Origin of the sequence: Streptococcus devriesei DSM 19639 (assembly GCF_000423725.1) — a bacterium.
In the GTDB taxonomy this organism is placed as follows: domain Bacteria; phylum Bacillota; class Bacilli; order Lactobacillales; family Streptococcaceae; genus Streptococcus; species Streptococcus devriesei.
The window spans coordinates 62,175-77,019 of record NZ_AUIN01000021.1; the positions used below are offsets into that span (position 1 = coordinate 62,175).

Genomic DNA, 14,845 nt, shown 5'->3' on the forward strand with positions numbered 1-14,845 from the left:
ATTCCTTTCGTATCAAGGGTTTAGACCTTGTTTGTTTTGAAACGGTGACCAATCGTGACCACTTTTTTAGAAGTTGTCAAAGGCATTGGCCACCTCTTTTTGTTGTGACGGGAAAAGATGGGAGTAAACATTGATGGTTGTGTTAATGGATGAATGTCCCAAACGCTTCATGAGAGTGAAGAAGATATAATCTTTTCCTTCTCCATTTCGTAGACCTTGACTGATTAAAAACGCTGCATGTGAGTGTCTGAAGTCATGATTGCGAATCATATTCATATTCTCAGGTAGTCGCTTTTTCAGTTTTGTCTTGAAATTGGTGACATTGGCAGAAGTCAGGCTTTCAGGAGAGTCTTGAAAGATTTGAAGACTTTCAAGGTCCTCTGTGAACTCTGAAAGGAGTTCTCCTTGTTGCTCTTTCCATTGTTTCAACTCTTCAGCAAAGGCAGAATGAATGTAAATCCGTCTTCGTGATTGAGTTGTTTTCACTGTTCCAATATGAACTTGATTTTTACGATAGTATGCACTATAAACAATATCAATGTAATGTTCAGTAAGATTTACATTATTCCAAGTAAGAGCCAAGGCTTCACCAAGCCGTGCACCTGTGAACATCAATACCCGATAAAGTAGCTGATAGCGATATTCACCTTCGGTAAAACAACTATCAAAGATTTTAAACTGTTCAGGTGTGTAGTAGGACATTTCCTTGTGTTGCTCAGGCAAACGCTTGAGTCCACTACAAGGGTTATCATTTCTGAATCGTTTAGCAATCGCTACCTCAAACAGCTTATGAATGAAAATCATCTGTTGATTGATATGACTGTTTGACAATGTTCCTCCTTTTACGCTTGGTGTCTGGATGAGCCAGTCACGATATTCCTTAATATCGTTGACGGTGACCAGTTTCATATCAGCATTAGCGAAGAATTTGGAAACATATTGGGTATAATAGGATTCTTGTGTATCAACTGTTCCTCTTTTGTTTCCTCTCAATTCATCTTCTTGACGAACCAGAGAATAGAGGTAGTCGATACTCAGACGGTCTTTCGTTTTAAACTGATGAAGCTGATTGATTCGATAATCGGCTTCATATCGTTCAGCTTCCTTGCGAGTCCTAAATCCTTTTTTACGGTGACGAATGCGGTCGCCTGTTAAGTGACTGTAACCATCACTTATATCTACAAGCCATTTTCCGTTTTTAAGTTTTGTAACTGTCATTGCTGTTCTCCTGTATCATGTAGACCAGCATTTTGAAGTACATCATAAATTATATCATTTTTCTGAGATAACCGAAAGCCGAGAATGTCTTCAATAGTCTTGAGTGGAACACGTCCAACACGCTTATTATCATACCAAGAGAAACCCTCTGAAACCAACTTGATTTTTGCGGTTCTAATCAATTTCGCGCACTGACTTTGTGAATAGCCGGTTAATGTCATTAGGTCGTTTTTGTCTACAATATCAATCATCATACTCTCCTTTAATTGCTTGTTTCTGCTGAGAGCTATGTCGCCGTGAATCCAAATACTTAGCGAAGAAGTAAGTTTTATTCATAATTAAGTTAAGGAGTTGAGGATTCTCAGTTCTTGCATACCTGACTAAATTGTTAAACTCTGTAAAGTTATGTTTTTCAATGATGTCAATAACAGTTGTGAGGAATTGATTATTGTTATTGCTGAGGAGAAATTTATCTAATTCAAACCCGCAGCCGAATTCAATGTCATTGATGTCATAGAGGGTCTTTTCTGGATTTTCCGCATGGGTGAAATAATCATACATGCCTTTAGGACTCATCACAATTTCTACGTGTGCTGGAGTGTTCAAGTGTTCAGTTAATAATTCTGAGACTTGCGAATAGCTTTTAAGCGATCCAAAGAAGAGTGCTCCATGTTTGTGGGGTTTCTTAAATTCTCCGGTTTCTTTATTGATATCCTTGTCATGCCATGGACTGAGTACAAATGGCACGTGCATGCTTTCAAGAACTTCTAAGTAGTTATCAGGGGCACTTTCCTGATAGAGCAGGAATGCCCATTTATTTGAGCGTCTTTCTTTTGTCATTGTCTTCCTTTCTTTGATTAGTGATTATTGGTGTAATGGGGGTCGTAGTAACCCCATTACATGGTTGAGATAGGGTTTAAAAAGGCGGTACTTCTGGCTCTCACTGCGTGAGCCAAGCACCGCCTTTTTCCCTTAACGTTTAGTCCCTGTGAAGCAAAGCGTTTGTTTGACCCGATGAGCGGATGAAAAATAATAGCTCGGATTACGGCTGGCAATTTCTTCCTTGATATGCCCTTCCATCTCTTTTAAAAGTTTCTGTGCCTGCTGGGTTCTTGGCATCTTGATAAAGAGATTGACAGACTCTTTCCTCACGTCCACAGTGCATTTTGAAACTGCTTGATTAAAGCCCTTCAAAATCGGATTGAAGCGGGTAACGGTCTGATTTTCAACAGTGATAATGGGTTCAGACTGTTTCTCTTGTTTTAGGAATTGTCGCATGCGAAAGGTCTGATAAACAGACTTGACATAGTTCCAAAGTGAATCTTTCGTCAGCCGCTGAATGAGTTCAATGCCAATCAAAAAGATTGGGATTAGGACAAGACAGAGGGCGCCTAGCTGAATATAGTGTGCAAGGAGACTTAACTTCTCACTAATAAAGCTAAAGACATCATAAGCAGCTGCTAGTCTAGAAGTTTCGAGCAATTGAATAAGGAGACTCAGGCTAAATTTCAAGAAGAAGCACAAGGAGCTAAGCACTAAAAGAGTGACATTGAGATTAAATGTTTTTTGAAAGAAAGTTCTTTTCATTATCACAAAATTCCTTTCTTCGTGTAATAAGTTGGGCAAAGCAGCGGCAAGACCTGATAAGGGTGTTCATTATCAATAATCTGAATCAGCCCGGTTCCTTTACCTATTGGAATGACTATCCCTTCAGGGTCAAGGTCAGGAAAAAGAAATTGCGTTGTTTTCTTGTTAATATTGCCAATCTGAATGAGGACATTGAGCTGTTCACGAACTGAGATAGGAATGGTGTTGTGGTCAAAACGCTGGCTCACTAAGAGCAGATGGACTTTGGTAGCTCGTCCAAGCAGAGCAATTTGTGATAAGAGAGAAAAGAATGACTCTTTAATAGCCTTATTGCCCCCTTCTGAGAGTGCTAAGACTTCGTCAATGACAATTGTCAGATGTTCAAATTGATGTTCAGGATTGTCATAGAGAATCTCTTGCCGCTGCTGAATGACTCCTAAACAGGCGCTAAGATTTTCATTGACTTCTGAAACAAAATCTGACTTAGAGCGGTTTTTTTGAGGGTGAATCACGGCGATGCTCTTCTCACGAGCCCAACGTGACGGGGTGTCAAACTTAGGGTCTACAATGATAAGATCAGAAATAGGCTGCAAAAGACTTAAGAAGTAAGTCAAAGCATAGGACTTCCCAGAGCCGCTGTTCCCAGCGATAGCTAGAGAGGTTACCTTATTATAATCAAGGACTAGATTCTTCATAATGGGAATGAAGGTGTCCTTTTGGGAGACTGTGAATTCTTCCAAATCCGAAATAACTAGCCGTTCAGAGACACCTTTCTTCCAAGGAAAGAAGAGTCCACGCTGTACATGAATATCATCAGTATCAAGCGCCATAAAATAGGCAGAGTTTTGTTTTAAAAGTGTGTAACGTGGATAGAGTGCAGCATTGGCAATTAAGAAAATTTTCTGATAGAGGTCGTCATCAATGATGTAGCCTGCTGGAAGCCTTGGAATAAAGAGAAAACCATCAGACATAATCTTGACATCAAAACTATTGGTATAGCTGGTCTCTCCCTGCATCAGTGCTCCAAGCCCCATATTGAGGCTTTGAAGCAAGTATTGCGCCAGTTCCTTATTAGTCATTATTTGACCTCCTTGAGATTGTCGGCTTTGAAGTAAACATTGAAGCCTACCTCGCAGGCTTGAAGATTATCGAATTGCACCATTGTCATATAAGCAGGCAATTCTACTTCTGATTCAAATTTTACTTGAAATGGTGGAAGTCCTTTTTGAGTAAACCAAGCTTTATAAGCGATAATCTCCCCAGTTGGCTGGTTGTCTTCAAACTTAAGTTGTGGTTCGAGTTCTGTGCTTAAGCAGTAAATAGCTTGCTTATTGTCAATGTATTCATTTGCAGTATTGGCTGAATAGCCGCCTTTACGGTTACGTGTTTTCATATCAATTACCTTTCATTGTTTGCTATTGAGTTAGGTGAAGTAGCTCGGTTTTAGTCATGAGCTGGACTGTCTTAGCTAAGTACATTCTCATTCTAATCCCGATTAAGATATAAATATATAACTTGCCAAGTCACTATAATTAAGATTGATATATTAACGTTTTTTAGCTATTTGCTCTGAAATGATGACTTAAAACACCCTAAAAAAAGACTTGATGGGACATTTTTTTACAATATTAAATTTTTTAAGCAGTCGTTCGTGGTATAATAGAATAGTGAATAAAACCACTTGACAAGGAGATTTAGAACTTGATACCATTAGCAACGAGCAACGAGCAACGAGCAACGAGCAACGAGCAACGAGCAACGATAAGGTAGTTTTCTACCTCTTTTCTGCGTGCACAAAAACACCCTCATTTGCTGAGAATGGGGGTGTTTTGTAATGTCTCAAAACTTTATTGAACGCCCTCATAAGAATGAGAAGGAAGGGGCGATTGCCTATGTGCAGGAACTTCTAAAACAGGCTCGTGAGGATAGACGGAATGACGATGTTGAGAAATTGGAAAATCTTATCCGTCTGCTCAATACCAAAAAATATGGTCTTGTTTGGGAGGAACATGCTGAATTGGTCGAGGAAGAGATGAAAACCAGGATTCCGGTTTTCATTGAAGACGAGACCAAGAAAATTGTGGGAAATCCAGAGTCAGAAGATTTTAACTTTCTGTTGGAAGGAGATAATCTTCATAGTCTCCACCTTTTGAAGAAAACACATGCGGGGGCAATTGATGTTATCTACATTGACCCACCCTATAATACAGGAGCAAAAAATTGGAAATATAACAACAACTACATTGACTTTAAAGATTCATACAAACATAGTAAATGGATATCAATGATGAAGAGTAGGTTGGACTGTGCAAGACTCCTATTAAAAGAAGATGGAGTTCTAGTTTGTGCAATTGATGAAAATGAGGTTGCGACGTTAAAATTATTACTTGAAGAGGTATTTGGAAATGAATTTATTGTTGATATTGTAACAATCATCCAGAATCCAAGGGGAATTCAAGGTAATAATTTTTCATATACTAATGAATTCGCACTATTTGTTTATAAAAAAAATTACAAGGTCATTTTTGAAAGAGAAGTGGAAGAAGCTGATATTGATTGGTCGCCGCTAAGAAACTGGGGCAGCGAGTCGTTAAGAACAGATGCTAAAAATTGTTTTTATGGAATAAAAATTAAGGATGAAAAAATTATCGGATTTGAAGAAGTATTAGATGATAATGAACATCCAACTAAAAATAGGTTTCTTGAGGATGGGACTATTGTCGTTTATCCTATTGATAACTCTGGGATAGAACGAAAATGGAGATATGCAAGACAAACAGTTGAGACCATTTGGGATATTTTGCGTCCAACCTTTAATAAAAATATTTGGGATATAGAAATTGGTAAACCATATACACCTTATAAAACGGTATGGTTTGATAAGAAGTATGATGCAAATGAGTATGGTACTCAGATAATTAATAGTATGGTTCCGCATAATGATTTTGATTTTCCAAAGTCACTTTGGAATGTATATGAATGCTTATATGCAACTATTAAGAAAAAAGAAAATGCAATAGTATTGGATTTTTTTGCTGGGTCAGGAACGACTGGTCATGCAGTTGAAATGCTCAATAAATTATGTGGTGGCAATAGAAAATATATATTAGCTACTAATAACGCTATTGGAGAAAAAAAGGAAAGAGAATTCAAAAAGAAATTTGGGCATCCCGAAGACTATACAAGTGAATATTCAGAATATGAAGAAAAATACGGAATTTGTTCTTCTATAACATATCCTAGGTTAAAGGCAGTTTCAGAAGGATATACACATAAAAAAGATTTTAAAGAAGTGTTATTTGAAAAGAAATTAACACAAAGGATATTAAAGAAATTTGATTCACTCCAAATGGAGGTTGATAAAATTGTTGAATTAAATAAGGGAAACTATGATGCAGTAAACATAGTTTTTGAAGATTCTAATGTTAAAGTAATTGGTGTTAATAAAAAAGGAAATCATATAGAAGGTATTCCTCATAACCTCAAATACTTCAAGACAGATTTTGTGGTTAAGGAAGAATTTCCTGATGTTACGCTTGAATATGAATTGCTTAACTATGTGACTCCGCTTGTGGAGCTAGAATTTGGAGTGGATATTTCTAATCCTAAAGTACAGGTTATCTTGTCAGAAGAACAGTTGGATAATATGAAAGAATCAGACTTCATTGACAATTCGACCCTCTTTATTCACCCTGAGGTTTTCTTTGATAGCAAACAAGAACGCATTCTTCGTGAGAAAAACATCACAAAACAAGAGATTCCAGATTACTACTTTGGAAAGGATATTTGGTCATGATTGAATTAAAAAAATTTCAACAAAATCTAGTCGATAAACTATTAAAATTTACAGCCCCTGAATATGGTGTTGATGAACTAGTTATTAAATCGCCAACGGGTTCAGGTAAAACTATTACACTTCTTGATTGGCTGAATACCTATATTGCAAGTACCCATGATAATGTTGCTTTTGTCTGGTTTACGCCTGGTGCAGGAGAGCTGGAAGAACAGAGTCAGGATAAAGCGAAGAATTTCTCTTCTATCAAGGCACAATCACTGTCAGATGCACTTAGTCAAGGATTTGACCAAGGTACAGCAACTTTTATCAACTACGAGTCGGTTGTAGGTAAAAATAAAAAAGCGATGCTGACGGATAGTGAGCGAGATAATCTTATTGACAAGATTGACAAAGCCTTTGAAGCAGACCGCCATTTTATCCTCATCATTGATGAGGCTCATAGCAATGACACAGTTAAAGCCAAGGAAATTATTTCACACTTTAAGGCTGATAAGACCGTCAAAGTGTCAGCGACCATTGAAGACCCCAATATGCCTGATAAGGTAGAATTCTATGAAGTTACCGAAGAGGAAGTTATTGCATCAGGTTTGATTACAAAATCAGTGGTCGTTAATGAAGGACTTGAAAATTATCTCGATGACAGTCAGGATATCAGTGCAGAATTTGAATTACTCTTTAAAAGTGCCGAGAAAAAACGGAAAGAAATTGTTCAGGGGTATGCAGATAACCGTGTAACAGGTATTAACCCCTTAGTGCTTGTTCAATTGCCGGATAAATCAGATTCAGAACCTGAATTGGTTAGTCGCATTGTAAACTATCTTCAAGAGAAATTACATAAGACATACGAAGATGGCAAACTAGGTATTTGGTTGGCAGACCAAAAACGAAACTATCTTAATGTGCAAGATCTTGGTAATGAGGTTGAGTATCTCATTATCAAGCAGGCGATTGCTACAGGTTGGGATGCTCCTCGTGCTAAGATTCTGATTAAAATCCGTGAAAACATGGGGGAAGCCTTCACCATTCAGACTATCGGTCGTATTCGTAGGATGCCGGAGCCTCTAAAAGGGCATTATAATGTAGATGTTTTAGACAATGCCTATCTTTATACCTTTGATGTTGACTTCTTAAATGGTGCATTTGCTCAAAAAGGAGTTGGAGTACCAACGCCACTCTTGAAACGCAAAGAGGTCGCGAAAGATTTTCATCTAATCAGTGAGCGAAAATTGGACTTACATGAGGGACAAAGCGAAAAAGGCCTGCGTGAAAATCTTTATCAAGGATTGGTTCGTGAATGGAACTTGACAGATGACGTGGAATCTAATAAACAAAAGTTAGAGAATCAGGGGCTTCAATTTGGAAGTTCCATTGTCAACACCTATAAACAAGGTCGCTTTGATACGCTGGAACATTCAGACCGTCTTCAAGATAGAGAAAGACGAGTAGAAGCTGATTATCACGGTAATCGTATTGATTTACTTCATGCTTTTCATGAACTTGACCGAGTGGCTCACTTAAGAATGAGTCAAGTTGAGGCTTTATTGAAACGTTTCTTTATGGATGATAAACGGCCAAATAAACAGAAGCTCTTGAAATTGGAAGCTAATGAGTGGACAGCCTTCATTTTGAATAACTGGAGAGCACTTCGTGAAGTTTTCAGACAGGCAGATATTCAGCCAGAAACCAGTATGCGACGGGTAAATATTCAGGAAAATGATTTCTACATTCCGATGACGGAACGCTATTTATATAATCCGAAGTTGGAATATACTGATACAGTAACCAATGTGTATGATGGTTATCCGAGCAGTGTTATTAAGGAAAGTGAAGCAGAGCGAATCTTTGAGGACTATATTGAATCACATGAGGATGTTGTTGATTTTCTTTATAAGAACGGTGATAAAGGAAGTCAGTATTTTTCTTTGGTTTACCGTACAGCAAGTTCTTCTCATCATTTCTACCCTGACTATATCATCAAAATGAAGAATGGTGATGTTTATATTGTTGAGACTAAGGGGGGAGAAGATGCTAAAGGTAAGGATAAGAATATTGATGATTATGCACCATTGAAATATGAAGCATTGAAAGCCTATCTTAAAAAGTATCATCTGAAAGGTGCTTTTGTTCGTGATATTGCTGGAACTCTCCGATATCTGAACGAGGGTGAATGGAGAGACGATATAGCCGACTGGCACCCTATTGATGAATTGTTTGGATTTTAGGAGGGAAATTTGATTTCTTTTAGTAAGTATATTGAGAAAACATTCTATAATGAAATCTATGAAGCAAGCGAGAATTACTTCTTAGACCATCTTGAAGATTTGGGAATCACTAATAATTATGATGGTGAGGTAGAAGTTATAGATGTTGAAGTTAGGAATGTCTATGCAGGTCACCGTAGTGACGGTGAAATTGATATAGATATTTTAACCAATGTTTATGCAACTGTTTCTGAAACTGCCTATTACCGTGAAGATGAGGTCGAAAAGAATCGTTGGCTTCGTGTCTCGTGCGCAGGCAAACCTGATGCAGGAATCAAAAACTTTAGAGTGACAAAAGTTGATGCTTACGAGAAAGGAACATTTAGTACCTTCAAATATCCTCTTTCTGATAAACTGGTTCCATTCATTTGGAAAGATGATTTGGATAAGGTTGCTGAAGCAATGTTGAAAAAATATGAACCCAATGCCTTGTTGACTCCGACTAGAATTGAACCCGAAACCATAGTCAAACAGATGGGGTTGCAAATCAAGTACGAAACTATCACATCAGATAATTCGATTTTCGGACAAATCTATTTTCAGGATAATCTTGAAAATGGGATTCCAGCAGGGACAGTAGTCATTGAAGAAAAGTTATCCCAACTACGGAATGCTGGGGTTGTTAGAAATACGATTATTCACGAATGTGTTCACTGGGAATTGCACCGTTATGCTTTAGAGTTAGCACGAGCTGAGAAAGAAGAACTATCTGTTCTTTCCACTACCGAAGATATAAAAGAGGAAAACTCGTCCGATATGATTAGTTGGATGGAGTGGCATGCAGAATCCATAGCGCCCAAAATCTTGATGCCCAAAGAGATGTTCGTTCAAGAAGCAAGAATGAGACAGCAAAGACTCCTTGAGTTTAGTGAAACGCAAGATGAACTTGAAATTGTTGAGAAGTGGATTGATGAACTAGCCTTGTTTTTTGGAGTGTCACGCCTATCTGCCAAAGTTCGGTTAGCAGAATGTGGTTTTGATTTAGTAAAGGGAACATTCATCTACCTAGATGATAAATATGTTCCAACTCATAAATGGAAAAACGGTTATTTAGAAGATACACAGACATTTTCAATAAATCTGATTCAGCTTGGTTTACAACTGTTATCCCAGCCAAATTTGAAAGAACGTGTTGATAAGGGTGAATTACTTTGTGTAGAGTCGCATCTCTGCATAAATGATGCGAAGTATATTTCTTATGACATTGCAGGTAATCCGTTTTTAACTCTTTATGCACGGCATCATATGGATGAGTGCTGTATAGTGTTTAATATTGTTCCAATAAACCGAACAGGAAATTCAACTGCCCTGACTCTGTTACTTAATCGAGATGCTGATTCTGATATTCAATTTACTATCAGCTATCCCAAGGATAAGAACGAATGGATTGAACAAGTTGACGTTCACATAAGCGATACTCTTGAAATCATGTCCAAGCTCAATGGAATGAGCAGTTTTGCTCCTGCATTGATTGAGGTGATGAAGTGGCGTGATGTTAGAAATCAGGAACTGGCTGACGCAAGTAATCTTGGTTTGAAGGCAATTTCTAACCTCAGAAATGGCAAAACTGAACCAAAACTTGAAAGTGTCATTGCTATTTGTGTAGGAATGAAATTGCCCCCCATTGTTAGCAAAAAGTTGGTTGAGCTATCAGGGAATGTGCTGAGAACAGGCAATCCAAAAGATATGCTTTATGAGTTTATACTCTGTGGGACAGCAAGTTTAGATGTGAATATGTGTAATACACTACTTGTCAATAACGGATTCAAAGAACTTGTTCCGGATAGAAGTGCATTATAAACTAAAAGAATTAGTAGCGTGTAGCTACTAAGGATTGTTATGGTGGAAGAAAGTAAATATTTGCAGACTCTTATCAAAGATGTGATTAATAATTCTGAGTCAAATAGTGCTGCTACTGAGTGGGAGATTTCAGATGTAGAAGAAGATGAATTTCTATAGGAATCGTGTATATGTGGTAAAGAACATCTTTGCTACCTTTTTACAATTGAAAATTAATTGAGTAGGAATAACATAGAAAGTAAAAATGAAAGTTTGACACTGTTTCTATAAGGGTATTTGAAGTTAGAATGGTATAAATTTATCTTTTTAGACAAGATACCCGCCAACTTCCCCACCATAAAATTATAAAAACTCTCTTAGTATGAATATCAACTAGGAGAGTCTTTTTGTAGTTTAACTTAGATTTCAATATTAAACTTTTTAAGTAAAATAATAAATTCATCAATATATTTCGAATCAAGGATTTTACTATCATTATTTATACTATAATCAATCGCATTTATATCAGGGAGGTTTTCATATTTATTATCAATATATTCTTGATTTTTTAGTGTAGCAGAAAGAAGGACTTGTTTATTTAATGTTTTAAAATGTTTAATCATTAACTCTTCTTTTCCAGTAGAGATTTCACCTTCTCTGAAAGAATCATTGATAATTGGATATGAATGTTTTAATAAGTTATTTAAAGAAATTAATCTGCAAAAATAATATACTTGACCATCACTTCCAGAATAAGTAGCATCTTTTTTGGTAAATAAATCATCAAAAATCAATTTCCCACTAGGGTCAATTTCTTTATAAAGAGTATTCATTTTTGTAACGATATCCTCTTTAATTAATTTTATCGCTTCCTTATTGTTTAAACCTCTTTGTTCTAAAATTGATTTATCAAATTGTAAACTGTGTAATTTTTTATTTAGCTCTAACAACTTATCATCATAATCTATATCTGTATTGATAATCTCAGAATACAATAAACTTTTTTTAAAATCCTTTGGAGTATCTTTTAAAAGTGTTTTAAATTCATCTTGAACTTCATTGAGTTCTTCGGTCAACTCAGTAATTTCATTTTTACTCATTAAAATTTGAAAATCAATCGAATTTAAAACTTGTTTTCTTACTTCTACGTTACTTAAATCAAAATTAACATCACGATTTTTAAAGCTGATGTTAGAACTGCCACAATCTGTACAATATACATTCCCACTTTTTATTTCTCTGTTAAGCGAGTTTAACTCCTTTAATAGTTGATTTAATTTATCCTGTCTAACTTGTTCTCTATTTCGTTCTCGTTGTATTTCACTAATTTTGTCATTTAGTTGCTTTGAGCGACTTTGAAATTTTTCAAATTCTTCATTACTAGTAAATTTATCTAAATAGCTAGAAACATTTTTGTCTGTTTTGAGTAATTTTAGATATTCTTTATTGGCTTTGATTTCGTTCTGAACTGCCTTAATCTCTTCTTTTATTTCATCTAATTCTTTGCTATGACTAATATTAGAATATCCTTTCAATGCGATTATCATACTGAAAAAATCACTTTTATTATAATATCCTTTATTAACAATATTTGAAGGATTTCTACTATCTTGTCCAACGAAAAACAACTCATAAAAAAGTTCTAAATCGGCTACTTTTTCCCTACCGTTTTTTTCAATCACTGGAATATCGAAAATATTTTGTTGCTTCAAAAAATACTTTAACTCAGAAAGAGTTTCAAAGATATGAAATTCTTGAAGATATCTAACTAAAAATGTATTTTTCTTTCGTAAGAATTCATAATCGACTCCTGCACAATTAATCATTGAATAAAAATGATAATCATCTTTTTTAAAATTTCCAGGGAAAATAGGTGTATTTCCAATTGAATACATAAATGCTTGAAATAGTAATGTTTTTCCTTTATTATTTTCATCACTATAAATTATATTAACCCCATCTGTTAATCTTTCTTCAATAAAGGCTTCTTCTAAGTTACCAAATGCAATTTTTTTAATCAACATTTTCTTCAATCCCTTCTTTAACCATTGATATTAAGTACAATAAAGTAAAATCTTCATCTATCATTTTAGGAATTCTACTTTGCTTGATTATATCCAAAATTTCGTAAATATCTTCTTTTTCTTCTACTAAAATTAATATACGCTCAAGAAGCTCCCAAAACAATCGTTTATTACTATTTTTGTTAAAAAGCAATCGAGATAAATTAGTATTACAATTTTGTACAATATCTTTTCTTTCTGATTTTGGTTCGTCCTTTATAACATCAATAAAATCATTGGGAATACGTCGTTTGAACAATTCAACTCCAATTATTCTGTTAACGACTAAAGTTTCTAATTGTTTCCTAGTAAGATGTTTTTTTAGATTCAAAGCGTCTGCAACATTATTAATAGAAATATTATGTATGGAAATATTTTTTAATTCCGTTTGTTTACTTCTAACTTCATCAAAAATAGATTCAAAGAAAGTATCATCTCTGATATTACTTTTAAACTGAATTATGTTTTTAATGTAAATAGCTTTCGAACTATCTCCTGTTACAAAATATATCTGATTTAAAAAATCAGAAATTTGTGAGGAGTATTTTGAATCTAGCGATTCCAAATTTTTCCTACGTTTAAATTCTGCTACTAGTCCTTCTCTTATTTTAACTATATCTTTAAAATTATCAATTTTAAATTCAGTTAACGTAATATCTTTTAGATAATTTTCTTTTAACTTCGGGATAAATAAAATATATTCATAAAACTCAAGTGGTGATATAAAATTTTGAAATAATGTTATCAAATGTCTCCCAATAGTTCTTGGTGTCAGTGAGGCAACATTTTTGGATTGAACATCCCAAAGTTTTAATAAATCATTACTGACCCCAGTGATATCATTAAAACAATCGACAAAGAATGTATCTATATCAGTACTATCAGGTTTAAAACTCATTAAATATAGTAATGACTTTGTTTCAAAATCGTTCGCCTTAGCATTATTCTGTTCAGTTGTTTCAAAAATATACATCTATTCTGCTCACTTACTTTTATTACAAATATTATACCATTATTACCATTTTAAGGATAAATATCTTATTATATTGTTGGGAACGAAATAGGATTAGGTAACGAAACGGTCTTTATCTTGACTTATGGTGGTCGTCCAAATGGTAAAATCTAGAATTATCCAAAAGTATTCTGAAATAACTAATGTGGAACGAACACAGGGTAAAGGTCTTCGGCACAGTAATGCTTCTTACTTGATCAACTAATTTAACGTATCAGTTTTGATTTTATCTAAAAGGCTAGAACATTCTAGCCCAGAAATTACTCTGAAACATTACTCGCACTTATGGAGTGGCGCTGATGAATCAATCGCCGAAGTTATGAGCGGAAATATATCAATCAAGACTGCACCAGAAACAAAAATTAAATTTAACAGGAATCAAAACCTAAAAAGATAACCCCACCAGAAATCCCGCCAAATAGATTTAAAAAGCACTACAAACATTATTATCTCAAGGCTTTCTGGTGTTCAACCAATGAAGTTTGTGATTGAATGGAAATATGCTATATTCCATTGATAGTTCCTGCATTAAGAAATTTGAAACACAAAGTCGATATTAAAGAACAATTGTTTAAGTTGTTGCATGCAGTAGAAGAAAATCAGTTTCTCCAATTATCACCTGAATACTTTAGTCGTAAACTATTAAAGTACTTACTTGATATTGGAGATTTTAAACCAACACAATGGAATAACAATGACCCCAAAAACGATTATCAATTCATGCTTGATATGTTCAACAAAAGAAGAGGAATTATTTTGTAAGGTGAAAAAATAGAAAAAGGCAGGTATGAGACCCTGCCTTTTAGAGGCTCTATAATATCTGTAGTGGGTAACGCCACTTTGGATATTGTAGAGCTTTTTGAATACACAAAAAGCCTCATAAGACTTATAATGAAAAGCGCCTAAACCATCATTAGAAAGTAACTTATGAGACACCTTAAGAATACCACAGAATTACTTGGAATAAAAGACCCACACATCAAAATAATCTTGGCTTCTCAGCACCAATCTCACATTGAGGTGCAAGCCACCCTTGATTATCCCGCTCCTTCTTGCCCTCATTGCCAAGTCAAAATGATCAAATACGACTGGCAGAGACCTTCTAAAATTCCTCTCCTTGAGCAGGCAG

Annotated in this window: 12 protein-coding genes and 2 pseudogenes; 6 read left to right on the plus strand and 8 right to left on the minus strand. The window is 35.2% G+C overall.

Going from position 1 to position 14,845, the window contains the following annotated elements; genetic code table 11:
* Positions 1 to 66 precede the first annotated feature (66 nt).
* From G573_RS0106055 to G573_RS0106080, 6 genes are all read right to left on the minus strand, one after another.
* Entirely contained in the window at positions 67 to 1,218 is a 1,152-nt protein-coding gene (locus G573_RS0106055; protein ID WP_027975871.1) for a site-specific integrase, read from the minus strand.
* Positions 1,215 to 1,469: a DUF3173 family protein gene (locus G573_RS0106060; RefSeq protein ID WP_027975872.1), complete on the minus strand. Its 255-nt coding sequence runs from the start codon at positions 1,467 to 1,469 to the stop codon at positions 1,215 to 1,217. The genes G573_RS0106055 and G573_RS0106060 overlap by 4 nt, the downstream gene beginning before the upstream one ends.
* Positions 1,462 to 2,058 (minus strand): replication protein, encoded by a 597-nt coding sequence (locus G573_RS0106065; RefSeq protein ID WP_027975873.1) that lies wholly within the window; start codon positions 2,056 to 2,058, stop codon positions 1,462 to 1,464. The genes G573_RS0106060 and G573_RS0106065 overlap by 8 nt, the downstream gene beginning before the upstream one ends.
* A 132-nt stretch (positions 2,059 to 2,190) precedes the next feature.
* The gene (locus G573_RS0106070) at positions 2,191 to 2,805 is read right to left on the minus strand and encodes a hypothetical protein (protein WP_027975874.1); all 615 of its coding nucleotides are present in this window, start codon (positions 2,803 to 2,805) and stop codon (positions 2,191 to 2,193) included.
* Positions 2,806 to 2,807: 2 nt separating this feature from the next.
* Positions 2,808 to 3,884 carry an ATP-binding cassette domain-containing protein gene (locus tag G573_RS0106075; protein WP_027975875.1) on the minus strand — a complete coding sequence of 359 codons (1,077 nt, stop codon included), beginning with the start codon at positions 3,882 to 3,884 and terminating at the stop codon, positions 2,808 to 2,810.
* On the minus strand, positions 3,884 to 4,198 hold the full coding sequence (locus G573_RS0106080) for a hypothetical protein (protein WP_002285155.1): 315 nt from the start codon (positions 4,196 to 4,198) through the stop codon (positions 3,884 to 3,886). Before G573_RS0106080 ends, G573_RS0106075 begins: the two co-directional genes overlap by 1 nt.
* Positions 4,199 to 4,639: 441 nt before the next feature.
* On the opposite strand from G573_RS0106080, the gene G573_RS0106085 reads away from it, so the two are divergent.
* From G573_RS0106085 to G573_RS0106095, 3 genes are read left to right on the plus strand one after another with little or no spacing between them, the layout of a single operon-like run.
* Positions 4,640 to 6,601, plus strand: coding sequence for a site-specific DNA-methyltransferase (locus G573_RS0106085; RefSeq protein ID WP_027975876.1), 1,962 nt, complete (start codon positions 4,640 to 4,642; stop codon positions 6,599 to 6,601).
* A complete protein-coding gene (locus G573_RS0106090; protein ID WP_027975877.1) occupies positions 6,598 to 8,823 on the plus strand; it encodes a DEAD/DEAH box helicase in 2,226 nt (741 codons plus the stop codon). Before G573_RS0106085 ends, G573_RS0106090 begins: the two co-directional genes overlap by 4 nt.
* Positions 8,824 to 8,832: 9 nt before the next feature.
* Positions 8,833 to 10,662: an ImmA/IrrE family metallo-endopeptidase gene (locus G573_RS0106095; RefSeq protein ID WP_027975878.1), complete on the plus strand. Its 1,830-nt coding sequence runs from the start codon at positions 8,833 to 8,835 to the stop codon at positions 10,660 to 10,662.
* A gap of 398 nt (positions 10,663 to 11,060) precedes the next feature.
* Here G573_RS0106095 and G573_RS0106105 read toward each other — a convergent pair whose 3' ends face one another.
* A complete protein-coding gene (locus tag G573_RS0106105; protein WP_027975879.1) occupies positions 11,061 to 12,665 on the minus strand; it encodes a coiled-coil domain-containing protein in 1,605 nt (534 codons plus the stop codon).
* Entirely contained in the window at positions 12,655 to 13,677 is a 1,023-nt protein-coding gene (locus tag G573_RS0106110) for a hypothetical protein (protein WP_027975880.1), read from the minus strand. Before G573_RS0106110 ends, G573_RS0106105 begins: the two co-directional genes overlap by 11 nt.
* A gap of 84 nt (positions 13,678 to 13,761) precedes the next feature.
* On the opposite strand from G573_RS0106110, the pseudogene G573_RS11650 reads away from it, so the two are divergent.
* The 3 genes and pseudogenes from G573_RS11650 to G573_RS11510 all read left to right on the plus strand — a co-directional run.
* Positions 13,762 to 14,113 (plus strand): annotated as a pseudogene (locus G573_RS11650) (tyrosine-type recombinase/integrase); the annotation flags it as partial.
* A 95-nt stretch (positions 14,114 to 14,208) separates the two neighbouring features.
* Positions 14,209 to 14,478: a hypothetical protein gene (locus G573_RS10965; RefSeq protein ID WP_051175714.1), complete on the plus strand. Its 270-nt coding sequence runs from the start codon at positions 14,209 to 14,211 to the stop codon at positions 14,476 to 14,478.
* Between the two features lie 165 nt (positions 14,479 to 14,643).
* A pseudogene (locus G573_RS11510) lies at positions 14,644 to 14,845 on the plus strand (ISL3 family transposase); the annotation flags it as partial.